The sequence below is a fragment of the Actinoplanes italicus genome (assembly GCF_003001815.1).
Taxonomy (GTDB): domain Bacteria; phylum Actinomycetota; class Actinomycetes; order Mycobacteriales; family Micromonosporaceae; genus Actinoplanes; species Actinoplanes italicus.
This window is the reverse complement of sequence record NZ_PVMZ01000007.1, coordinates 31244-54646: the sequence shown is the minus strand read 5'-3', so window position 1 is coordinate 54646 and position 23403 is coordinate 31244. Positions and strand designations below refer to the sequence as shown.

17 protein-coding genes are annotated in these 23403 nt (G+C 71.2%); 8 read left to right on the top strand and 9 right to left on the bottom strand.

Going from position 1 to position 23403, the window contains the following annotated elements; translation table 11 throughout:
- Positions 1 to 8: 8 nt before the first annotated feature.
- The 3 genes from CLV67_RS18410 to CLV67_RS18400 are packed head-to-tail and all read right to left on the bottom strand — an operon-like array spanning position 9 to position 3298.
- Positions 9 to 1334: a glycosyltransferase family 2 protein gene (locus tag CLV67_RS18410; protein ID WP_106319956.1), complete on the bottom strand. Its 1326-nt coding sequence runs from the start codon at positions 1332 to 1334 to the stop codon at positions 9 to 11.
- Positions 1331 to 2287, bottom strand: coding sequence for a glycosyltransferase family 2 protein (locus CLV67_RS18405; protein ID WP_106319954.1), 957 nt, complete (start codon positions 2285 to 2287; stop codon positions 1331 to 1333). Before CLV67_RS18405 ends, CLV67_RS18410 begins: the two co-directional genes overlap by 4 nt.
- Before the next feature lie 21 nt (positions 2288 to 2308).
- Positions 2309 to 3298: a glycosyltransferase family 2 protein gene (locus CLV67_RS18400; protein WP_239166392.1), complete on the bottom strand. Its 990-nt coding sequence runs from the start codon at positions 3296 to 3298 to the stop codon at positions 2309 to 2311.
- A 931-nt stretch (positions 3299 to 4229) separates the two neighbouring features.
- Here CLV67_RS18400 and CLV67_RS18395 point away from each other — a divergent pair.
- The 3 genes from CLV67_RS18395 to CLV67_RS18385 all read left to right on the top strand — a co-directional run bounded on the left by CLV67_RS18395 (position 4230) and on the right by CLV67_RS18385 (position 7386).
- Positions 4230 to 5165, top strand: coding sequence for a sulfotransferase family protein (locus CLV67_RS18395; RefSeq protein WP_106319951.1), 936 nt, complete (start codon positions 4230 to 4232; stop codon positions 5163 to 5165).
- A gap of 69 nt (positions 5166 to 5234) precedes the next feature.
- The gene (locus CLV67_RS18390; protein ID WP_106319949.1) at positions 5235 to 6146 is read left to right on the top strand and encodes a glycoside hydrolase family protein; all 912 of its coding nucleotides are present in this window, start codon (positions 5235 to 5237) and stop codon (positions 6144 to 6146) included.
- 289 nt (positions 6147 to 6435) lie between these two features.
- The gene (locus tag CLV67_RS18385) at positions 6436 to 7386 is read left to right on the top strand and encodes a serine/threonine-protein kinase (protein ID WP_106319947.1); all 951 of its coding nucleotides are present in this window, start codon (positions 6436 to 6438) and stop codon (positions 7384 to 7386) included.
- Here CLV67_RS18385 and CLV67_RS18380 read toward each other — a convergent pair.
- A complete protein-coding gene (locus CLV67_RS18380; RefSeq protein ID WP_106319945.1) occupies positions 7383 to 8798 on the bottom strand; it encodes an amino acid permease in 1416 nt (471 codons plus the stop codon). The genes CLV67_RS18385 and CLV67_RS18380 overlap by 4 nt on opposite strands.
- A gap of 222 nt (positions 8799 to 9020) precedes the next feature.
- On the opposite strand from CLV67_RS18380, the gene CLV67_RS18375 reads away from it, so the two are divergent.
- Positions 9021 to 9365, top strand: coding sequence for an STAS domain-containing protein (locus CLV67_RS18375; RefSeq protein WP_106319943.1), 345 nt, complete (start codon positions 9021 to 9023; stop codon positions 9363 to 9365).
- On the opposite strand, the gene CLV67_RS18370 is transcribed toward CLV67_RS18375, so the two are convergent.
- The 4 genes from CLV67_RS18370 to CLV67_RS18355 are packed head-to-tail and all read right to left on the bottom strand — an operon-like array spanning position 9362 to position 15210.
- Positions 9362 to 10633 (bottom strand): cytochrome P450, encoded by a 1272-nt coding sequence (locus CLV67_RS18370; protein ID WP_106319941.1) that lies wholly within the window; start codon positions 10631 to 10633, stop codon positions 9362 to 9364. The genes CLV67_RS18375 and CLV67_RS18370 overlap by 4 nt on opposite strands.
- A gap of 60 nt (positions 10634 to 10693) precedes the next feature.
- Positions 10694 to 12898, bottom strand: coding sequence for a glycoside hydrolase family 9 protein (locus CLV67_RS18365; protein WP_106320542.1), 2205 nt, complete (start codon positions 12896 to 12898; stop codon positions 10694 to 10696).
- A 32-nt stretch (positions 12899 to 12930) separates the two neighbouring features.
- Positions 12931 to 14166, bottom strand: coding sequence for an ATP-grasp domain-containing protein (locus CLV67_RS18360; protein WP_106319939.1), 1236 nt, complete (start codon positions 14164 to 14166; stop codon positions 12931 to 12933).
- 15 nt (positions 14167 to 14181) lie between these two features.
- Positions 14182 to 15210 carry an alpha/beta hydrolase gene (locus CLV67_RS18355; protein WP_106319937.1) on the bottom strand — a complete coding sequence of 343 codons (1029 nt, stop codon included), beginning with the start codon at positions 15208 to 15210 and terminating at the stop codon, positions 14182 to 14184.
- A 112-nt stretch (positions 15211 to 15322) separates the two neighbouring features.
- On the opposite strand from CLV67_RS18355, the gene CLV67_RS18350 reads away from it, so the two are divergent.
- The 4 genes from CLV67_RS18350 (at position 15323) to CLV67_RS51965 (ending at position 21896) form a co-directional block, all read left to right on the top strand.
- The gene (locus CLV67_RS18350) at positions 15323 to 15766 is read left to right on the top strand and encodes a DUF5990 family protein (RefSeq protein WP_106319935.1); all 444 of its coding nucleotides are present in this window, start codon (positions 15323 to 15325) and stop codon (positions 15764 to 15766) included.
- A 110-nt stretch (positions 15767 to 15876) separates the two neighbouring features.
- Complete coding sequence (locus CLV67_RS18345) at positions 15877 to 18903, top strand: DEAD/DEAH box helicase (RefSeq protein ID WP_106319933.1); 3027 nt, start codon at positions 15877 to 15879, stop codon at positions 18901 to 18903.
- 84 nt (positions 18904 to 18987) lie between these two features.
- Positions 18988 to 20169: an SWIM zinc finger family protein gene (locus CLV67_RS53420; protein ID WP_239166391.1), complete on the top strand. Its 1182-nt coding sequence runs from the start codon at positions 18988 to 18990 to the stop codon at positions 20167 to 20169.
- A gap of 851 nt (positions 20170 to 21020) precedes the next feature.
- Positions 21021 to 21896: a hypothetical protein gene (locus CLV67_RS51965; protein WP_170153917.1), complete on the top strand. Its 876-nt coding sequence runs from the start codon at positions 21021 to 21023 to the stop codon at positions 21894 to 21896.
- A 68-nt stretch (positions 21897 to 21964) separates the two neighbouring features.
- On the opposite strand, the gene CLV67_RS18330 is transcribed toward CLV67_RS51965, so the two are convergent.
- Positions 21965 to 23389, bottom strand: a complete 1425-nt coding sequence (locus CLV67_RS18330; protein WP_106319931.1) for an SDR family oxidoreductase — start codon at positions 23387 to 23389, stop codon at positions 21965 to 21967.
- Positions 23390 to 23403 lie beyond the last annotated feature (14 nt).

The following is a 23403-nucleotide window of genomic DNA, read 5'->3' as shown; positions in this document are numbered from 1 at the left end:
CGGTTCGGTCAGCGAGCGGCGCGCGGCCGCATCCGTGCGGCGCGGCGTCCCCGCAGGTAGGCACCCGGTCCGGCCATCATCCCCCGCCGGTTGGCCGTGAGCAGCTCACGTGGGAAATCGTCCTTGAGAGTCGACACCCGGAGGCTGTCCGACCCGGTCAGATCACGCAGCGCGGTGGGTGCCAGCCGGAGGAGGCGCCACAGCAGCCCGGGACGTCCGAGCAGCAGCCCGGTGTACGCGGCGGTCAGGCCGGTGCCGTACCCGACCATCTGCTTGTGCAGCCCCGCGAAGTCCCGGCGGTGGTAGTGGTGCGTGACCGCGGCCGGCTGGTACACGATCGTCCCGCCGGCCAGCAGCACCTGGATGAAGGCGAGCGTGTCCTCCGAGCCCATGGCCGGGGTGCCGGCGCCGAGCGCGGTGTCCCAGCCGCCGATCCGCTCGATCACGCCCGGCCGGAACGTCATGTTCGCGCCGGTGCCGAACGGCGGAAGCGGGTAGAGCGGGCTCTGGATGTGCGCGGTGTGCGGGCCGAACGTGTCCGGCTTGAAGCCGCGTCCCTTGCTGTGCCCGCCGAACTGCTCGAACCAGATCTGCGCGCGGGTCTCCAGCTCGGCCGGCACGATCACACCCGAGATGACGTCGGCGTCCGGGTTCTCCACCAGCGCGCGGGCCACCTCGGCCAGCCACCAGCGGTCGGCCAGCTCGTCGTCGTCGAGCCAGGCCACGATCTCGCCGCGGGTCGCGGCCTCGGCCGCGTTGCGGGCGAAGGAGAGACCGGGGCGGGGCTCCCGCAGATAGTCGACCCGGCCGCGGCGGGCCGCCGACCGGACCACCTCGGCGGTCGCTTCGGTCGCCGGGGCGTTGTCCACGACCAGCACGCGGGCCGGCATGTACTCCTGGGCGAGCAGGCTGTCCAGGCAGCGGGCCAGCGCGCCGGGCCGCTCCCGGGTGCAGATCACCACGGTGATGTCCGGTGCGACGGCCAGCGCGGCCCGGCGGCCGGCCAGGAACGCGGGCTCGCTCGCCGGGAGGAAACCGTCCGGCGGCACCGGGATCCCGCCCAGGCGGGGCCGGAGCACGTCGCCGAGCGCGGCGTCGACCGCGGCGGCCAGATCTGCCGGGGTGAGTCCCCGCTCGGGGACGTCGACCAGGATCGTGCCCAGCGGTTCGGTGAAGAGCCGGACCAGGGCCCAGGCCTGCCGGACCCGCCGGCCGTCGGCCGCCACCGCGCCGACCGCCGGCAGCGGTTCGGAGATCTCCAGGTCGAGCACGACGGCGGGCAGGACGTCGTGCTCCTCGTCGAGTCGCGGAGCGGCCGGGTACGTCGCGGTCATGGGGTGGCCTCCACCGGGGTGCGGCGGGCGACCCGCCGTGAGCTGACGGTCTCGACGACGCCACCGAACCCGGCGGCGGCGACGCCGGCGACCACACCGCCGGCGCGCAGGAAGTTGTCGGCGCCCCGGCCGGTCAGGCCCGCCCCGAGGTGCCGGAGCATCGCCAGGGGCAGCGACCACAGGTAGTTGCGCTCGGCGCCGAGCGCGTCGTTCTCGTGCAGGCCGGCCATCTGGACCTTGCCGCGCCCCTCGGCGTAGCAGCGGCGCACGAAGAACCGGAAGCTGGCCCGCTCGGCGGGGACCTCGTGCTGGATGACGGCGCTCGGCACGTACATCCAGCGGCCCCCGCCGACCTGGCTCATCCGCAGGCACAGATCGGTGTCCTCAGGCCGGTTGCGGGACCCGAGCTTGCCGAACCCGACCCGGAAGCCGCCGGCCGCCTCGAAGACGTCCTTGCGGACGATCATGTTGGCGGACCAGACGTTGCGGATCGGCGCGGTGCGGGTGGGCATGCCGGCGTACGAGCCGCCGACCGCCCACAGGAACTCGGCCGGCATCCAGCGCGGCGCCGGGCCCTCCCACGCCGGACGGATCGCGCCGCCGGTGCCGACCACGGCCGGGTCGGCGAACGGCTCGATCTGGCGGGCCAGCCAGTCCCGGTCGGCGATGATGTCGTCGTCCAGGAAGGCGATCAGCGGTGTGGTGGCGTGGAAGGCGCCGGTGTTGCGGTTGCCGGAGACACCCTGGGCGTACGCGTTGCGCAGCACCGTGACGCCGGGCAGCTCACGCTGGATCCGCTCGAACATCGCCTGGTTGTGGTCGACGACCACGACGATCTCGGCCGGGGCGTGCGTCTGGGCCCGTGCGGACGCGAGTGTCCGGGTCAGGTAGTCCCAGCGCACCTCGGAGTAGGTCGGGATGACGATGGTCGTGGCGAGGGGGGTGTGGTTCACGGGGGGAGGGCTCCTGTGGACTCAGTCTTCGAGCGTGGTACGGCTGCCGGCCTCGTCGAGGACCCGGGCCCGGGCGGCGCTCAGGTCCTGGGTGGGCTGCAGGCCGAGGTCGTCGGTGGCGCGGGGGCGCGCCCGGTTGATCAGGCCGGTGTCGCGGCGCGGGTCGGCCGGGTGCCGGGTGGCGGCCGTCGACGCCGCAGGCTGCGCCGGGGCGGACGGGGCCGTGGCCGCCGGCCGTGGGCGCGGGGTGATGCCGGCGAGGATGATGCTGTCGACGAACGGGCGGATGCCGGCCCGGCGACGGCGGCGCATCCGGCCGTACTCGCTGAAGATGGTCCGCAGCACCCGGAAGCCGTCGCGGAAGGTGTTGAGGTTGCTCTCGCCGAAGATCCGCTCGTGCTCGGTGCTGCCGACCTCGCCGACGTTCAGCTTCTCGGTGACCGCCCGGATGTTGATCATCGTCTCGATCTCGAAGCCGTCGCCCCACAGCTTGCGGCCGTCGGCGGGGCGGGGCAGCTCGACGTCCGGCAGGTCCAGGGCCGGCACGACCGAGCGCCAGAAGGCGTTGTAGCCGTAGCAGAGGTCCGTGAAGTGCGTGCGGAACAGGATGTTCACGACGAGGTTGAGGCCGTCGTTGCCGGCCTTGCGCAGCCGGGTGATGTCGTGGCTGTGGCCGCCGTGGCTGAACCGCGAGCCCTTCACGAAGTGGTCGCCGCGGATCAGCTTGTCGACGAACAGCGGGATCTCGGCCGGGTCGGTCGAGCCGTCGGCATCGATCATCACGATGATGTCGCCGGTGCAGGCCGCGAAGCCGCAGGCCAGCGCGTTGCCCTTGCCGATCCGGGTCTGCTGCACGATCACCGCGTCCGGGCGCAGCTGGCGGGCCACCTCGACGGTGCGGTCCTTGGAGCCACCGTCGACGACGACCACCTCGGTGATCATCGGCGGAAGCTTCGCGAACACGTGGGGCAGATTCCGCTCCTCATTGAGGGTGGGAATCACAACGCTCACGGTCGGTGATTGCGGGCGGTTGCTGTCGGTGTTCGGATTCACGTGCGAAGACTCCATGTCGGTCCCTTCCGGGGGCGGCAATACGGCTGGCGCCCGGTAACCCCGGGAAGGGGCTGCACCGCCGCTCGCTTCGAGACATCAACCTAGCAACGGATCACTCTGCGTCAACAGTGCGAATGGACGGTGCTGATCACAGTTCAGCCAAATCGCCTGATCAAAGCGCTATCCGCGCTCAGGTGTGGCCTGCGTGGCCTGCCGGGTCGGGCCCGAAAGTGACTGATAGTAATGGACACCGGCGGGCGGCAAGTGCACCGGGGAACGTCTCAGGCGAATGCCGGGTATGTGGAATCGATCATGTCAAAATAGGACAAGGTCGACGTGACCCGATCTCACGACATGACAGGCCGCCATCACTCTCAGTTTTATTCAAGAGTCGTCAACGTGGTCGCGTAGTTGCCATGTGTGAGCATGCCGGTCGGCTAGCATCGATCTGGTCGACCATGCGTGGCCCCGCGCCGCTCCGAGCCGTTGGTGGGTGGATGGCTACTGAAACCGGACTCTGCGTCTGCGGGCACCCCTACCGGGCGCACGAGCACTACCGTCCCGGCACCGAATGCGTGCTTTGCGAAGCCGGCCGCTGCCGGCGGTTCCGGTCCGCGACGCCCTGGTGGCGCCGTCTGCTGGGCGCGCGCTGACCCTCGGCCGAACGGCCCGTGCCGGGTCGGCCCGCAGCCACCGGATCGGCCGGGTGCCGGTCCACCTGTCTGACTTATTCGCCTCGACGGTTACCGGCCGGATCGCCGGATTTGGGAGTACCCGGGGCCGGTACCGGGCATGATGTTCGCAACAGGGCGGTCCGCCAGGTGGGCGAGCGGCTGCGAAATCCTAGTGGATCTGTAGGCTAAGTCTCATTTCAGCCGAGGGGGTCCACATGTCTCTTCCCGATTTCCTGATCGCGGGCGTGCCCAAAGCCGGAACCACCGCGCTGCACGCCGCACTGACCGGCCACCCCGATCTGTACCTGTCGCCGGTCAAGGAGCCGAAGTTCTTCCTCTCCGACGGCCCGCCGCCGGCCGTCGGCGGTCCCGGTGACGTGCAGACCTACCAGGAGCACGTCTGGCGGCAGGCCGACTACGAGAAGCTCTTCGCCAGGGCGCCGCAAGGGACCCTCAAAGGCGAGGCCACACCCTTCTATCTGTACGACCTGCAGGCGCACGACCGCATCAGCAAGCTCATCCCGGACGTCAAGCTGATCATCCTGCTCCGCGACCCCGTCGACCGCGCGCACTCCAACTGGACCCACCTGTGGGTGGCAGGGCTGGAGGAGGAGGCCGACTTCCTGGCCGCCTGCCGTGCCGAACAGTCACGCCGCGAACGGCAGTGGGCCGACTTCTGGCACTACGTCCAGCTGGGGCTCTACGGCCGGCAGCTGCAACACCTCTACGAGCGCTTCCCCCGTGACCAGGTCCTGCTGCTGCGCTACCGCGACCTGAAGGACAGCCCGGCCGAGACGCTGGACCGGGTCTGCTCCTTCCTCGGCGTGCGGACCGGTGTCCTCACCGCCATCCCGAAGGAGAACGTCAACCGGCACTACGTCGAGGACAACGGGGTGAACCGGGTGCTGCGAGGCCTGCTGCGGACCGGCGGCCGGTTCGGCCACCACTTCCCGGTGCCGCTGCGCCTGGCTGCCCGGGGCCCGCTGCTCACCCTGCTCCACCGCAAGCGTGGCAACCGCCCGGTGACCACGCCCGAGGAGCGGGAGGCGCTGCTGCCGTACTTCGCCGAGGACATCGCCCTGCTGGAGGAGGTCACCGGCGAGAACTACGACGACTGGCTGAGCCTGGACCGACACGCCCGGACCCGGTAAACCCCATCAGTTCGATAGATGATGCAAACTTGTCGAGGTCCGTCGCCGCCTACCCCCGCAGGAGTCGTCTTGACCACCGGAACCACCACTCTGCCACTGCCCGGCTGGGAGGACTCCACCGTGGTGGTGGAACCGCCCGGCACCGAGCCGGGAGCCTGGTCCGGCGCCCCGAGCACGATCACCGCCGACGGATACGTCTACCTCGCGTACCGTCTGCGGCTGCCGATCGGCGCCGGCCGCGGGATCGCCAACGTGGTGGCCCGCTCCGCCGACGGCATCGGCTTCACCGTCGTCGCCGAGATCAGCAAGGACCGCTTCGGCGCCGAGTCGCTGGAACGCCCGGCCCTGGTCCGTACCCCCGAGGGCAGGTGGCGGCTCTACGTCAGCGCCGCCACGCCCGGCACCAAGCACTGGCGGGTCGACCTGCTCGAGGCCGACACCCCGGAGGGCCTGGCCGACGCGCCGGCCCGGACCGTGCTGGCCGGCGACGAGGCCACCGGCGTCAAGGACCCGGTGCTGCACCACGACGAGCACGGCTGGCACCTGTGGGCGTCGGTGCACCCGCTCGAGTCGTGGGACGACGCCGACCGGATGACCACCGAGTACGCCACCAGCCCCGACGGCGTGCACTGGACCTGGGTGCGGACCGCGCTGTCCGGCCGGGCCGGCGAATGGGACGCGCGCGGGGTGCGGATCTCGTCGGTCGTGGTCGACGGCGACCGCATCACCGCCTCCTACGACGGCCGCGCCACGGCGGGGGAGAACTGGGAGGAGCGGACCGGCGTCGCCCACGGCGTGCGCCTGGCCGACGGCACGTTCGGCGGACTCACCGCCGAGGACCGCGATCCGGTGGGCAGCCCGCACAAACCCCACGGTCTGCGCTATCTGAGCCTCATCGCGCTGCCGGACGGCCGGCAGCGGCTCTACTACGAAGCCACCCGGCACGACGGGGCACACGACCTGCGTACCGAAGTCATCTGAAGAATTCTCACCGACAGTGACCACGCACGGTCGCAGGATGATCAGTTGAGAGCGTTGTCACGCTGCTGGGGGCCGGTTCAGAGCCTCCGGAGCCGATGACCTAACGTCGTCATCCGACGTCAGGTGCGCGCGGAAAAACGGCCGCACTGTCGATATGGCGGGGCCCGACCCACAAGGAAACGGGCCCCGCCATTTCTGTTCTCTTTCGGTCGGGGTGCACCGGGGGTGGTGTTTGTCCCTGGCCCGTCCGGGTAACGGCAACCCCTGACGCGGAACACTGGGGGTGCGGATGCGGACGCTGGGCGGCCGGTACAGGCTGGTCAACCGGATCGGCCTGGGCGGCATGTCGGAGGTGTGGCGCGGGCACGACGGCGTCCTCGACCGGCCTGTCGCCGTGAAGATCATGCACCCGGCCGTCGAGGGCACCCTCGGTGAGACCGGAGTCGCCCTGGTCCGCGCCGAGGCCCGCTCCGCCGCCCGTCTGGCGCACCCCAACGTCGCCGGGGTGCACGACTTCGGCACCTCGCCGGGGGCCGAGCGCGACGTGCCGTACATCGTCATGGAGCTCGTCGAAGGTCAGACCCTGAGCGAACACCTCGCCGCGGGACCGCTGGACTGGCGCATCGGGGTGCGGATCTGCGCCGAGGTGGCCGCCGCCCTGGCCGCGGCACACGCCGAGGACGTCGTGCACCGGGACATCAAGCCGGCCAACATCATGCTCACCCCGTCCGGAGCGAAGGTTCTCGACTTCGGCATCGCGGCCGTGATCGGCACTCCCGACCCGGACCCGGACGGCCCGGTGATGGGCACCCCCGCCTACATCGCCCCGGAGCGGTTCGACGGCCACCCGGCCACCCCGGCCGCCGACATGTTCGCTCTCGGCACCCTGCTGTACCACTGCCTCTCCGGGCGGCTGCCGTGGGCCGCGCGCACGCACACCGAGATGGTGATGGCCCAGCGGTTCGAGGACCCGGAGCCACTGCCGCACCTCGAGTCGCTGCCGCCCGAGGTCCTCGACCTGTGTTCCCGGTGCCTGGCCCGTGATCCGGCCGAGCGGCCCACCTCCCTGGTCGCGGCGCTGCTGCTCGCCGAGGCCGTGGACGCCCGCGTCTATGTGCCGCTGCGCGACCCGCAGCCGGCGCCCCGCCCGGCCACGATCTCACCGTGGGACGAGCGGGCCGCCGACGCTCCCACCTCAGCCGCCGAGCACACCTCCCACGTGGGCCGCCACCGCGCCTAGCCCTTCGGTGCGTCGTCGGTGGCGCGGAGCCGGGAATGGCGGTAGCCGTAGGCGAAGTAGATGAGCAGGCCCACTGCCAGCCAGCCCAGGAACCGCAGCCACGTGTCCAGCGGCAGGTCCGTCATCAGGTAGACGGCGAACGCCACGCCGATCAGCGGCAGCAGCGGCGACCACGGCACCCGGTACGGGCGGGGCATGTCCGGGCGGGTCCGCCGCAGCACGATCACTCCGATGTTGACCAGGACGAACGCGAACAGCGTGCCGATGTTGACCAGCTCGACGATGGTGCCGAGCGGAACCAGCGCCGCCAGCACGGAGATCAGCAGCCCCAGGATGATCGTCAGGCGGGCGGGAGTCCCGTACCGCTGGTTGACCGCCGCGAGACGCCGCGGCATCAGGCCGTCGCGGCACATGGCGAAGAAGATGCGGGTCTGGCCGTAGAAGATGACCAGCACCACGCTGGTGATCGCGACGACCGCGCCGAGCGCCAGGATCGCCGCCGCCCAGTTCAGCCCGGCGCCCTGGTCCAGGGCCGCCGCCAGCGGGGCGTCCGACGCCGCCATCTGCTCCGGGCTGGCGATGCCGATCGCGGCGACGACGGTGAGCACGTAGAAGACCGTGCAGATGGCGAGCGAGCCGAGGATGGCCAGCGGCAGTTTGGACGGGTCGCGGGCCTCCTCGCTGCCGGTGGAGACCGCGTCGAATCCGATGTACGCGAAGAAGATGATCGCCGCGGCCGCGGTGATGCCGTCCACCCCGGCCGGCGCGAACGGGGTGAAGTTGCCGGTGCCGAAGTTCGCGAACGCCACCACGATGAAGAACACCAGCACGGCCAGCTTGATCACGACCATGACAAGGTTCGCCTTGACGCTCTCGGTGACGCCGCGGACCAGCAGGAACGTGATCGCCAGGACGATCAGGACGGCGGGCAGGTTGAACACGCCGCCCTCCTCGGGCGCGGCCGAGATGGCGTCTGGCAGCGCGTATCCGAACGCCGCGTCGAGGAACGCGTTGAGGTTGCCGCCCCAGCCGACCGCGATGGCCGCCACCGACACCCCGTACTCCAGGATCAGGTCCCAGCCGATGATCCAGGCGACCAGCTCACCGAGGGTGGCGTACGCGTAGGTGTACGCGCTGCCGGAGACCGGGATCGATGATGCCAGCTCGGAGTAGGACAGCGCCGAGAACGCGCATGCCACGGCCGCCAGCATGAACGACACGATGACCGCGGGTCCCGCGATCGCCGACCCCTTGCCGATCACCACGAAGATGCCGGTGCCGATGATCGCGCCGACGCCCATGGCCGTGAGCTGGGTCGTGCCGACCGCTCGCTTGAGCTGGGTTCCTTCCGCAGAGGTCGCACCCACCAGCGAACCGACGTCGCGGACCGCGAAGATTCCGTGTCTCGCCATCGACAGACCCCTCTCCGTAACCTGCCTGTCACCGTCGCTCCGGAGGGTGCCGTGTCGCAAGTTGATCGGCGCGATGCGCCGAAACCCGTCGCTCCGGTTGCGGATTGCCGGACTCACCGGCGATGAAACCCCTGGAGGCGTACGCCCTGTGCGCCGCACCGTCCCGCAAGTGCGGAAGCCTTCGAATCGGACAGAACGGGTGCCGGAGCCGGAGGACGCGTGATGAGCGATGCCGTGTTGACGACCCGGCGCCAGGCCGACGGCTCGACCGTGGTCGAGGTGCGCGGCAGCCTCGATGCCGCGGGCGTCGACGGGGTGCGCACGGCCCTGTTCGACACACTGCACCAGGACCGGCCCCGCCTGATGATCGTGGACCTCACATACGTGACGTTCATGGACTCGGTCGGCATCAGCATGCTCGTCGCCGGCCACGACGCGGCCCGGGACCTGGGCGTGCGGTTCGTCCTGCGTAACCCGAGCGACTTCGTGCACCGCCAGCTGCGGATCACCGGCCTGACCGGACTGTTCGGCTTGTCGCCGGCGTCGTTGCGCAACGACCGGCTCTAGGCCGCCTGAGCGACCCGGACCGGGAAGTGGATCGGGCCGCGGATCAGGCCCGAGCTGCGCCGCCGGACCGTGCCGGCGCGCCGCAGGCCGGGCATCCGCTCGGCCAGCCGCTGGAGAGCGATCGTCGCCTCGAGACGGGCCAGGGGAGCACCCACGCAGTAGTGGATGCCGCTGGAGAAGGCCAGGTGGTCGGCCTCCGGCGCACGGTGGATGTCGAAGCGGGCCGCGTCCGTCCAGACGGCCGGGTCACGGTTGGCGCCGCCGATCAGGGTGACGACGAACTGGCCACGGCGGACCGTATGCCCGGCGAGCTCGACCTCCTCCAGCGCGCAGCGCGCGGTCCGCTGGACCGGCGGATCCCAGCGCAGCGTCTCCTCGATCGCGGCCCCGGCCAGGCCGGCCGGGTCTTCGCAGAGCGCGCGCCACTGCGCGGGGTGGTCGAGCAGGGCGTTGACCGCGTTGCCGATCAGGTTGACCGTCGTCTCGAACCCGGCCACCAGCAGCAGCCGCAGCATCGGCAGGATCTCCGCCGTCTGGATCCGGTCACCCTCGGTGGCCAGGATCCGGCCGATCACGTCGTCACGGGGTGTGGCACCGGGCAGTTCCAGCAGGGTGCGGCGCATGGTCAGCAGGCGGACGAACACGTCGTCGAGTTCCCTGCTGGCGGCCAGCAGCCGGCGCGCGTGTGCCAGCGAACGGATACCGTCGAGGGCGCTGCCGATGACGGCGCCGTGCTCGGCGAACCGGTCGGCGTCGGCGTCCGGTACGCCGAGCAGATCGGTGATCACCGCGATCGGCAGGGGCGCTGAGAACGCGCTGACCAGGTCGAACGTGCCCGACTCGAGAGCCTTGGCGAGCAGCTTGTCAACGGTCTGCTCGACCTGCGGCCGGAACCCGGCGATCTGCTTCGGACTGAACGACGGCTGGGCCAGGCGGCGTAGCCGGGTGTGATCCGGCGGGTCGGCGTCAAGGAACGACATGTCGACCTGGTTCTCGGTGGGCAGCGAGCCGGTGTTGGCGGAGGAGCGCACACCGAACCGGCGGTCGCGGAGCACGGCGTTGCAGACGGTGTGGCCCGGGCTGACGAAGTTGCCGAGCCGGGTCGGCACCAGGTCGCCTCGAGAACGAAGACCTTCATAGATGGTGTACGGGTCGGCGCGGCCCGGAGCCAGATGGAGCAGGCTCATCGGGTCGCGCCGGGCGTAGCCGTGGTAGGCGATGGACAGTCGGTTGACGTACAGATCGGTGGCGAATCTGATCGCTCGCACGGGTTCCTCCCCAGCCTCGCTCGTGGTTCAGCCTAGGAGGAACCCGCACGCCGCGGTGTGTCAGTCCAGCTCGGACACGTACCCGATCACGTGGGCCAGGGCCGCGTTCCAGTTGATGGTCAGCTCGTTGGTCGCCCACGAGCCGATGTCGTCGATGTAGCAGAACTGGCCGGTGCAGCCCTTGAGCTTGGCCTGCGCGACCGGGTCCTGGATCGACGAGTTCGGGCCGCCGGACAGGGTGCCGGCCGGCGGGTGCGGCAGCGCCGGGTCGAGTTGCGCGGCGTACCAGCGGCTGTGCTGGTTCTTCGCGTTGACCTCGCCGTACCCGGTGACGTAGGAGATGTTCAGCGCGTTGCGGCCGAACAGGTAGTCCAGGCCGGTGAGCAGGCCGTCCCGGTAACGCTGCTTACCGGTGATCCGCTCGGCGGCCGCGATCACCACCAGGTTGTTGGCGATGGTGCTGCTGGAGCCCCAGTCCCACACGTTGTCCGCCGGAGCGTAGGCCACGCCGTACGGATGCTGCCGCTGGATCGCGAGGTACTTGTCGGCACCCGCGACCACCTGGGCCTTGACCCTGTGCAGGCCCGGCAGCCGGTTCGGGACCAGTGCCAGGTCGATCTTCGCGGCCGCGGCCGTGGAGGCCCAGTCGAACGCCCCCTGCCCGAACACGTCGGCGGTGTGTTCCGGACTGGCCAGGATGTCGGCCGCGTACTTCTTCTCACCGGTGGTCAGGTAGAGCTCGACCGCCGCCCAGTAGAAGTCGTCGGAGACCTTGGTGTCGTTGTAGGGGCCGCCACCGACGCCGTCGGCGGGAGCGAACAGGGCCGGGTTGGCCTTGGCCGCGTCGTAGGCCTTGCGGGCCGCGGCCAGCGACTTCGCCGCGAACGTGCGGTCGTACCGGTGGTAGAGGCGCGCGGCCTGGGCTCCGGTGGCGGCCAGGTTCAGGCTCGCGGCGGTGGAGACCGGGTGCACCTCACGCGGCTGCGGGTCGAGGTGCGGCAGCAGCGGCAGACCGGTCCACGCCTGGTCGTGGATCTTGTGGTGAGCCATGCCCGCGAACGGCTTGCCGGCCGGGACCTGCATGCTCAGCAGGAACTCCAGCTCCCAGCGTGCCTCGTCGAGGATGTCCGGGACGCGGTTCCCGCTCTCCGGGATGGCCAGGTTCACCTTGCGGGAGCCGGAGTTGTGCTCGTACTCGGCCAGCAGCTCCCAGACCGAGATGCCGCCGTTGACGACGTACTTGCCGTGGTCGCCGGCGTCGTACCAGCCGCCACGCACGTCGAGGGTGTAGTCGCAGACGCCCGGCACGCAACCGACGGCGCCGTCGCCCTGGTTCGGGGCCACGTCGACGTGACCGGCGGGGCGGGCGTACCCGGGCCGCAGGTCGTCACGGATCTCGATGCCGCTGCGCTGGGTGTAGTAGAACTTCAGAGCGTCGGCGCGCAGCTGGTCGTACGCCCGCCCGTTGATGTCGAAGGGCCGGGAGACCTCGCCGTCCACGCTGAGGGTGAGCCCGGTGGCCTTGTGGCGGTAGCCACTGAAGTCGATCGTGTGGACGTTCTGCCCGGAGGACGCGTCGACGCCGCGCGGCGTGGTCCTGCCGCTCTTCACGACCTTGCCCGACCGGTCCTTGAGCTGCCAGGGCAGTGCGGTGGTGGACTCGGTGACGAGGGTGGCGCCCTTCGGGCCGTCCGGCAGGTAGGCGACCTGGTTGACCCGCACGCGCGGGCCGGTGTCCGGCACGTAGACCTCCGGCGGGACGCCGCCGACCAGCGAGACGTTGTCCACGCAGAAACGCCACGGGTCGGGGCTGCCGCCCACCTGGAACGCGACCTGGCCCTGCGCCGTGCTCGCGTTGGCGGTGAACGTGTACTCGTAGTGCGTCCAGTCGCCGAGGACGGGCGACTGCTCGAAGTAGGTGTCGTACGGTGCGACCGAGAGCCCGGTGATGGCCCGGACCACGTGGCCGGCGTCGCCCTGTGCGTCGAAGCTGAAGCGGTACGTCTCACCGGCGACCAGGTCGATGTCGTTCTGGCCGACGGCGGCGTCCCAGCGGTTGACGGTGCCGCCCGGGACGTCGACGCACGCGCGGCCGTCGGTGAGGCCGATCGTCATGCCCGCATTGGTCCAGAACGGGTCCGTGCCGTTGTCGAAACCGCCGTTGACGACCTGTTCGGCTTCTTCGGCCTGGGCCGGGGCCGCGGCTCCGGCGACCATGAGCAAAGTGACAGTGGCTATCTTGAGGGAGCGCTCCCATAGAGGCATGGACACATATTGGTTGCGCATGTGTTACGTCGTCAACGCCCTTGGTCGCGGATCCACGCATCGATCAGCCCGCCGAAGTGGGCCAGGAACTTCTCGTGCTCGTGCACCGGGTAGTGGGCGCGGACCGTTTCGCGCAGAAGTGACCGGAACTCTTCGGAACTGACCCAGTCGTACACGATGTCCTCGATGTTCCCCAGGCTCTTCTCGCAGAACTCCCGGTATCTGTCGATCTCGAAATAGGCGTCCGCAAGCTCGCGATAGCCTTGCAATTTCTCACTATATGTCCGATCCGAGTCGGCGATGGCGAAGTACTCGGCCGTGTCCATGTCGAGTCGCGGACGGCGGCCGGTCACCACGCAGAACACCGTCCAGCGCAGCAGCGCCGTCATCGCCCACGGGAAGTAGTAGTGCAGCGAGGTCAGCGACACGTCCGGGCACGCGTTCGCATAGTCGATCGGGTGCACGTCCGTGCCCCGCACCAGCGACTCGCAGCTGTTGAACTCCCACCGGAAGAACGCGTTGACCAGCCGGGAGATCGTCACCACCTCGTCGCCGGCCTCCGCCGACAGGAAGTTGTGATCGACCTCGTAGCGGCCGTGCATCGGCTGCTCCGGCCGGAACCTCATCACCATCGTCTCCGGCCCGATGCTCAGGGACCGGGCGAACACGTCGTAACCCTCGACCGACTCCTGCAGGTGCATCAGCCGCTCACCGGACGCGTCGTAGGCGGCGTGCAGCTCGGCCGGATTCCGGATCTTCGACACACCCACCCAGGCGCCACCGTCGTACGGCTTCATCCACAGCGGATAGCCGACCCCGGCCGCCGTGGCCTCCAGGTCGAACGGCCGGTTGTACCGGGCCGCCGTGTACGCCCACCGGGAGTTCTCGAGGGGGTTCTTGAACGGCACCAGAACCGTCTCCGGCACCTTGAGCCCGAGCCGCATCATCGCGCAGTAGGCCGCGTGCTTCTCCATCGACTGGAACGTGAACGGGCTGTTCAGCAGGTACACGTCGTCCATCAGCGCGATCTTCTTGAGCCACTCGCGCGGGTGGTAGTACCAGTACGCCAGGCGGTCGATGACCAGGTCGTGCTTCGGCTTGTCACGCAGGTTGAACGGCTCGATCGTGACCCTTACCGGCCGGGCCCGGTGACTGCGCCCGTCCGTCCCGGTCACCACGCCCAGACGCCGCAGCAGCGACTCGTAGGCACGTGGCCAGTCGTCCTCGGTCCCCAGCAGCATTCCGATGGTGTGCTCGACGTCGGCCACGTCGCCTCCCTCAGGTCAGTCCGGCCACACTTGTCGCAGAAGTCGGGTCAGATGCGGATGCAACGCGTCCCGCCAGCCGGTCCAGGTGTGTGCGTCCGGGTTCTCGGCGAGATCCACCAGGTACCCCCGCTCGCGCAGGACACCCGCCAGAGCCCGGTTGTTCGCCAGGTTCTCCTCGGCCGCCCCGCAGGTCAGCGTCACCGGAACCGCTCTCCGCCGGTTCGCTGACGCGTTGCTGGCCCGGTTCGCTGACTCGTTGCTGGCCCCGCTCGCTGACGCGTTGCTGGTCCGGTTCGCTGACGCGCCGTGTAGGGTTCCGGTGAACCGGACGATCCGCCGGAAGTACCGGAAGCCCGACTCCTGGCCGTCCAGCTCGGGCCGGAAGAAGCTCCCCGACTGCAGGAACAGCCCGGCGAAGCCCTCCGGATGCCGCCACTGCGCGTGCAGCATGGCGAGAGCGCCCAGACTGACGCCCGCACCGACCACCGGCCGGCCGCCGAGCCGCGCCCGGATCCGCGGCAGCGTCTCGCAAGCCAGCTCACGGGCGTACTCCGGGTCCGCCGAATACCGCCGCTCCCGGTCGGACGGGGTCAGCAGCACCAGGTGAAACGGCGGGATCCGCCCGTCACCGATCGCCGCGAACCTGCCGAGCCCGCCCAGCCGGTCGTACTCCGGCCCGTCGTGCGCCACCAGCACCCGGTCCGTCGGGGCGTCCGGCGACCACACCCGTGCCGAGTCGAGCGACCACCAGTGGCCGGGTACGGGCGGCAGGTCCAGCCAGTCCGGTTCCACGTAGTCCGGGCAGCGCAGCTCACCGGCAGTGACCTCCTCGCGCGAGCCGTCGGCGTGCGTCAGTTCCAGCCGGTACTCCAGCCGCCACAACGGTGGCCGGTCCCGGCGCAACTCCCACGCTCCCGTGCCGGCGTGGAATTCCAGGTCGGCGCGGAACGCCGACGAGTGCAGGCGCACACCGGCCAAGCGGTGGGCGGGGTCGGGTAGGCGGAACCGGAGCACGGTGTCCTCGCACCACGCGGCACCCTCCATGAACGAACCCTAGCGCCGGTCGGGCACCTCCGCCCGGCGTGCGCAAACCCCGTCTTCTCCGGTACGGCTACGTCGGCTGGTGTACGGCCGGTGGGGTCTCTAGTGTCTGGACGTGCGGATTCGGATCGAGGGGGACGAGCTGCCGGGACGTGCCGGTGCCCCGCAGGCGGAGACGCTGCGGCTGGGCGGGGTGCACGTCGGTGTGCAGCGCAAGCAGGAGATCGTCGGCCGGGTCCCGGTGCACGAGGACCGCGCCGTCTGGGAACTGGAGGTCGACAGCCGCGAGGTGGACGGGTTCATCGACGTCGGCGGGCCCTGGGTGCACGGCCGGCCGGGTGCCCGGTTCCTCTATCTGAGCTGGGGTTCCACGGCCACCGGTGAGTTCGCGATGTTCCGCCGGGCCAAGCTGATGTTCGGTGACGTGCCCGGCGAGCTGCTGCGGGCGTCCGCGGCCGGTGAGGGCGTACTGGTCGGGCGGCTCGGGCTGACCGGACCGGACGGCGGCCCGCGCTGCGCACGGGTCCGGCCGCCGGACATCACCTGGACCCTGGAGTGACAGGGGTTACCGTCCGGGGCCGACCGGGCGCGACGGAAAGTGTCGTACCGGCGGCCTAGAGTCGGCGACATGTTCAACGACGGCCGGACGCAGCGCCTCCGGGGTCCGGCATGACCGACGTCAGCCGGGCCGGCGGGTCGGACGTGCGGGTGTTGCACGCCCTCGTCGGGCGCGACGGCCGTCTGAGCCTGTGGGCCGAGGACGGCGCGGCCGCCACCGACGTCACCGCCGGCCGGGGCGCAGCGCCGCCCCACCCGTTCGCCGTCGCGGCCGGCGGGCTGCCGCTCGGTGAGGCCAGGGCCGAGGCCACGGTGATCCTGCCGTCGACCGGCTCCGGGCCGCTGCCGTCGCCACATCTCGGGCTGCCCGCCCGCCGGGGGACTCCGCGGCCGCGGGCCTGGCGGGTCCCGGCGGCCGGCGTGCCGTTCGTCGACGACGACCTGGTGGCCGAATTCGACGGCCGGGTCGCCCCGTCCACCCGCTGGGTCGTCGAGTGGTGCGCGTTCGCGGCGAGCCTGGTCCGTCGCGGGCGGGTGCTCCCGGGTGTGCGGATCGACGGCGCCCGCCCGGTGGCGCTGTGGCGGCCGATCGTGACCGGTGCCGACGCGGTCCGCCGCGCCGCGCTCCTCGACCATCTACCCCCCGCCTGCCTCGCCGAGCAACCGCTGTCCGCTCCGGCCGACCTGGAGCCGGCCGACCGGGCCGGAGGCGGCGACGAGCGGACTGCTCCGGCGGCCGAGGCCGCCCTGGAGCGTCTCGTCGACGGCCTGGTGCGCACGCGTCTGGCCGAGGCCGGCGTGACGCTCGCCGACTACGGGTGGCTCGCGGCGCTGACCGGCGAGCCCGAGTTCGAGGCGGCGGCGCCGCTGGCCGACACCCTGGCCGGGCGGCTGGACGCGTGGTTCGAGCAGGCGGCGCGCGGTGCCGAGGTGCGGGTGTGCTTCCGGCTGAGCGACCCGCGCGAGCACGAGCCGGTCATACCCGACGAGGTGCCGCTGCCGGAAGACGTGTGGCGGCTGGAGTTCCTGCTCCAGGCCGTCGACGAGCCCAGCGTGCTGGTCCCGGCCGCCGACGTCTGGCTGGACCGGTCGGCGCCGCTGCGGCGATGGACGGCCCACCCACAGGAGCGGCTGCTCGCCGGGCTGGGCCGGGCGGCGCGGCTCTACCCCGACCTGGCCGAGGCACTGCGCGGCACCCACCCGGGCCAGATGCTGCTCGACACCGAGGGCGCGCACCGGTTCCTCAGCCATGCCGCCCTGCTGGAGGAGGCGGGTTACGGCGTGCTGCTGCCGGCCTGGTGGCGGCGCCGGCCGAGTCTCGGCCTGTCGCTGGAGGTGCGCGGCCGTGACCCGGTCTCGCAGGTGCTCCGCGACCGCGCCGTCGGGCTGCGCGAGCTGGTCGACTTCCGGTGGGGACTGGCGCTCGGCGGGCGCACCCTCACCGAGGACGACCTGGCCGATCTGGCCCGGGCCAAGGTGCCGCTGGTCCGGCTGCGGGGGCGGTGGGTCTTCCTCGACCCGGAGCGGCTCGCCGCCGGCCTGGCGTTCCTGCGGCGCGGCGGCGGGCGGATGACCGCCGGTGACGCGCTGCGGATGATGCGGCTGCTGCCACCCGAGGAGCTGCCGCTGCCGGTGACCGACGCACGTGGCGACGGCTGGCTGGCCGACCTGCTCAGCGGGCGCCTCGACCAGCGGCTGGAGATCCTGCCGCAGCCCGCGGGGTTCGAGGGGCAGCTCCGGCCGTACCAGATCCGGGGTTTCTCCTGGTTGGCCTTCCTCGACACGCTCGGACTCGGCGCCTGTCTCGCCGACGACATGGGACTGGGCAAGACCGTGCAGCTCCTGGCGTTGCTGCTGCACCACCGGGCGGGCCCCGCACTGCTGATCTGCCCGCTCTCGGTGCTCGGCAACTGGCAGCGTGAGGCGGCCAGGTTCGCGCCCGGGCTCCGGGTGCGGGTGCTGCACGGCGCCGGCCGCGACGACCCGGCGCTGGTCGCCGCCGAGGCCGACGTGGTGCTCACCACCTACGCCACCGCGATGCGCGACGCCGACGCCCTCGCCGCCATCTCCTGGGATCGGGTGGTGCTCGACGAGGCGCAGCACATCAAGAACAGCGGTGCCGCCGTCGCCAAGGCGGTGCGCCGTTTCCCGGCCCGCAACCGGATCGCGCTGACCGGCACCCCGGTCGAGAACCGGCTGGCCGAACTCTGGTCGATCCTGGACTTCGTCAACCCCGGGATCCTGGCGTCGGCGCACACGTTCCGGGCGCGGTTCGCGGTGCCGATCGAACGCTACGCGGAGGAGGACGCCGCCGCCCGCCTCCGGCAGGCCACCCGGCCGTTCCTGCTGCGCCGCACCAAGGCCGACCACGCCATCGCCGCCGAGCTGCCCGCGAAACGGCACGTCCGTCACCTGTGCGGGATGACGCTCGAGCAGGTCAGCCTCTATCGCGCGGTCCTCGACGACCTGCTCGAGCGGCTCGCCGAACCCGGCGAGAAATGGCGCAAGGGCCTGGTCCTGGCCGCGATGACCAAGTTGAAGCAGGCGTGCGTGCACCCGGCGCTGCTGCTCAAGGACGCGTCACCGCTGCCCGGCCGGTCCGGCAAGATCGAACGCCTCGAGGAGATCGTCGACCATGCGCTCGGCGCGGGCGAGAGCGTGCTGTGCTTCACCCAGTTCGCCCGGTTCGGGGGCATGCTCACCCCGCACCTCGCGGCGCGGTTCGGCGTGCCGGTGTCGTTCCTGCACGGGGGCACCCCGCGCGGCGCCCGCGACGCGATGGTCGCCGAGTTCCAGAAAGCCGAACGCCCCGGCGTGTTCGTGCTGTCCCTCAAGGCGGGCGGCACCGGCCTCAACCTGACCGCGGCCAACCACGTCGTGCACATCGACCGCTGGTGGAACCCGGCCACCGAGACCCAGGCCTCCGACCGGGCGTTCCGCATCGGCCAGCACCGCGACGTGCATGTGCACACCCTGGTCTGCCTCGGCACCCTGGAGGAACGCATCGACCGCGTCCTGTCCGACAAGGGCATCCTCGCCGAACGCGTCGTCGGCACCGGCGAGGGCTGGCTGAGCGCCCTCTCCGCCCAGGAGCTGCGCGACCTGTTCGCCCTCGCCCCGGAGGCCATCGTTGACTGATCGCCCCGCCCCGCCTCTCATGCGGCCCGTGCTTCGGCCCGCTCATGCGGCCGGCGCCCTTTCCGCTCACGTGGCCGGTGCGCGATGACTGACTTCTCGCCCGCGTTCCTCGGCATGTTCGAATCGCTGCGGATGGGACCGACGTTCGCCCGGGGCCGCCGTGACGAACGGGCCGGACACGTCCGCAGCCTCACCGTGTCGGGCAGCCTGGTCGTCGCCCTCGTCCGGGGCCCCGACGATCCGGCGGCGTTCCGGGCACGGATCGCGGTCCGGGCCTTCGGCGCCTCCGAGTGGGCACGCGTGGAGACTTCGCTGGTCGCCGAGGCGCGCTATCTCGCCGATCTACTGGACGGCCGGATGCCACCCGGGATCGAGGAGATCTTCGCCGGGGCGGGGCTGAGCCTGTTGCCGCTCTCCATCGACGAGGTGGCGATGGACTGCACGTGCGAGCGATGGCCGATGCCGTGCGCCCATCTGGCGGCTACCTGTTACGCCCTGGCCAGGGCGTTCGAGACCGACCCGTTCGAGGTGTTCACCTGGCGGGGGCGGCCACGGGACGAACTCCTGATGCGACTGCGCCGGCTGCGGGAGGCCGCCGCGGTCGACGCCTCCGGCTCCGGCGGGTCGTTCGGCGGCCGTGGGCCCACCGGCTTCGACGGTTCATCCGCTGGCCGTGGGTCCGCCGGCTCGGGCGGCTCGGGCGGCTTCCCTGACGGCGCCGATCATGACATCCATGGGCGGCACGGCCCTGTTGATGGCGGCCACCGTGGAGCCGGACGGGCTGGTGACGGTTCTGCGGCGGCGCGGCATCCGGCGGCCGACCCGCTGATTTTCTGGGGATTCGCACGACCAGCACGGCCGGAGAACGATGAGGGTGCCGCCCGTCCCGGGGTTGCCGGCGACCTTTCTGAAACGGGAGGACGAGCCGGCCACGCCGGGCCTGCGGCTGCCCGCGTCCGGTCTGCCGCCAGCGGAGCAGATCGAAGCGCCGCCCCGCCTGCCACCGGCGATGGTGCAGATCTCAGGGGCACGCGGCCTGCCGTCGGGGGTGAGGGTGCCGGTGCCGGCCGGTCGGCCGTCGGTGGTGACGGTGCTGGAGCGGGTGCTGCTTCGGCGGGTGGGGATGCCGGCCGTGGTGTTGGGGTGCGGCCGGATGCCTTGCTGGACCAGCTCGATGCTCCTGGGCTTTCCCACCTCGGGCAGCCCATTGCCGAGGTGCTGCGGGTGGCCTACCTGGCACTGCCTGACACCGAGAGGTCCGGCTGAAGGATCCGGTTCGGTCGTTGTCCTGAGGCGATCCGTGGTGAGTCGTTCGGGCCTGGAACGCCCATTGATTTCTTGTGTCGGTTTTAGCGGATATGTCGGACCTCGGGTCGGTGATGGCTGACGCCGGCCAGGGCCTCAGCTGTAATGAAACCGCAGGTCAGAGGCGTTTCGTGGTTAAACCTGGTGGGGCTTAACCTGACTCTATGGACACCGGGCGGGTCGTCCGAACGGTCAGCTTTCCACTAAACCCCGGATCTGATTTCGGGTCCATGGTGAGCTACGCAGGTCATGGCGATTTGTCCGGAAAAGGTGTGACATGAAGAACCCGAAGCGAATGCTGGCAGTTGCCAGCATTAGCCTGACGGCTGCCGGATTGCTGGGGATACAAGCCCCGACATCGGCCGCGGTTGCCAGGCCGGCCGCCAAGCCAGTTACGGCGCCGGCTACGAACACGGCGGAAACCACGTCGTCGCCACTCAAGGCGATCGGCTGGGACGACGACTATGTGGTGGGCTACTACACCAGCGAGTGGCAGTGCCGAAAGGCCGGCCAGGTTGGTGAGAAGTTCGGTGCCTGGAGCGACTACTACTGCTACCCGGCGTTCGTGCCCGGCTACGGCTGGGTGTGGGTGCTCGAGGTCGAAGAAGATTGGTGGATCTGGAACTCCTGGGTGGGCGGTTGGCCCAAGGGATGGGCCTACAAGCCGGCGTACCTGGTCAGCGGTGGCTACCACATTGGCGGCAAGTACAAGCATCCCTTCAAGTACCTGCATGGGATCAAGTACGGACCCCTGAGCCAGTTCCCGAAGGGCTTCCCTAAGTGGAAGAAGCCCGGCTTCCCCGGCTGGCCTGGTGGCGGTCCGGGCGGTGGACCTGGTGGCGGTCCGGGCGGTGGCCCGGGTGGTGGACCTGGTGGTGGACCTGGTGGCGGTCCGGGCGGTGGCCCGGGTGGCGGTCCTGGTGGCGGTCCTGGTGGCGGTCCGGGTGGCGGTCCGGGCGGCGGTCCGGGCGGTGGCCCGGGCGGTGGCCCGGGTGGTGGACCTGGTGGTGGACCTGGTGGCGGTCCGGGCGGTGGCCCGGGTGGCGGTCCTGGTGGCGGTCCTGGTGGCGGTCCGGGTGGCGGTCCCGGTGGCGGTCCTGGGGGCGGTCCGGGCGGTGGCCCGGGTGGCGGTCCGGGTGGCGGTCCGGGTGGCGGTCCGGGTGGCGGTCCTGGTGGCGGTCCCGGTGGCGGTCCGGGCGGTGGCCCGGGTGGCGGTCCGGGTGGCGGTCCTGGTGGCGGTCCGGGCGGCGGTCCGGGCGGCGGTCCGGGTGGCGGTCCGGGCGGTGGCCCGGGTGGCGGTCCTGGTGGCGGTCCGGGCGGCGGTCCGGGCGGCGGTCCCGGTGGCGGTCCTGGTGGCGGTCCGGGCGGTGGCCCGGGCGGTGGACCTGGTGGCGGTCCGGGCGGTGGCCCGGGTGGCGGTCCCGGCGGGTGCCCTGGCGGCGGTCCGGGCGGCGGTCCGGGCGGCGGTCCGGGCGGTGGACCTGGTGGCGGTCCGGGCGGTGGCCCGGGTGGCGGTCCCGGCGGGTTCCCTGGTGGCGGTCCTGGTGGCGGTCCTGGTGGCGGTCCTGGTGGCGGTCCGGGCGGTGGCCCGGGTGGCGGTCCGGGCGGTGGCCCGGGTGGCGGTCCCGGCGGGTTCCTCGGTGGCGTCCCTGGCGGCAACGCGGCCGCGTAGTCACTGCTGCGCGTAGTGAGTGTTCCTTCGAAGAAACGGGTCACACCTGGCGGTGTGGCCCGTTTCGCCTTTGCTGCTGGAGTGTCACCACGCGACGGGGGCGTAATCCTTCAGGAAGCAGCCGTACACGTCTTCGCCCTTCTCGCCGCGGACGATCGGGTCGTACACGCGGGCCGCGCCGTCGACCAGGTCGAGCGGGGCGTGGAAGCCCTCCTCGTGCAGGCGCATCTTGGTCGGGTGCGGGCGCTCATCGGTGATCCAGCCGGTGTCGACGCTGGTCATCAGGATGCCGTCGGCGAACATGTCGTCCGCGCTGGTACGCGTGAGCATGTTCAGCGCGGCCTTCGCCATGTTCGTGTGCGGGTGGCCGGCACCCTTGTAACCACGGCTGAAGATGCCCTCCATGGCGGACACGTTCACCACGTACCGCCGAGGGAATTTTGATGCCTTCATCGCCGGACGCAGTCGGCTGACCAGGATGAACGGAGCGGTCACGTTGCAGAGCTGCACCTCCAGCAGCTCCAGCGGCGCCACCTCGTGCACCCGGTCGCTCCAGCTGTTCGTCGAGACCAGGTCGGGGACCAGGCCACCCGCGTCGATCGCCACCGAACGGGCGGTCAGCGCCATCTCGGTGACCTCCTTCGCGGACAGCGTCGGCGGGTGCGCCGCCGTCAGCGCCGCGGCTGGCGACGAGCTGATCTGCGCGGCGCCACCGAAGAACTCCAGCTCGGGCAGCGGACCGTCGGGCAGGGGAGCCGACTCGGCGGCCACCAGTTCCGAATAGGCGCCGGCCGTACGGCGTACCGTCTGGGCCGCGTTGTTGATCAGAATGTCGAGAGGACCGCGTGCCGCGACCGACTCGGCCAGGCCGACCACCTGCGAGGGATCACGCAGATCGATGCCGACCACCCGCAGCCGGTGCAGCCAGTCGCCGCTGTCCGGCATCGCTGAGAAGCGGCGGACCGCGTCGTGCGGGAACCGCGTCGTGATCGTCAGATCCGCGCCGTCGCGCAGCAGACGCAGCGCGATGTACATACCGATCTTGGCGCGGCCGCCGGTGAGCAGCGCCGTCCGCCCGGTCAGGTCGGTACGCGCGTCCCGGCGGGAGTGGTTCAGCTCGGCACACGACGGGCAGAGCTGGTGATAGAAGGCGTCCACCACGGTGAACCGCTGCTTGCACACGTAGCAGCCGCGCGCCTGCTTCAGCACCCCGGCCGTCGCGCCGCGGACCGTGCTGCGCAGCGGGATGCCCGCCGTCTCGTCGTCGATCCGGCCCGGCGCGCCGGTCGCGGTCGACGCCGTCACGGCGCGGTCGTTCGCGAGGATCGCCTGCCGGCGCTCCTTGCGGCGCTGCACCTTGACCGTCTTGAACAGGCCGGCGGTCGCCCGCCGCACCCGCACCGCGTCCGGGTGATCCGGCTGCAGCGCCTCCACCTCGGCCAGGACCTCGAGACAGACCGCGAGCCGGTCCGGATCCACACCCACGACGTCCGGGTCGATGCCGGTCATTTCGTACGTCCCCT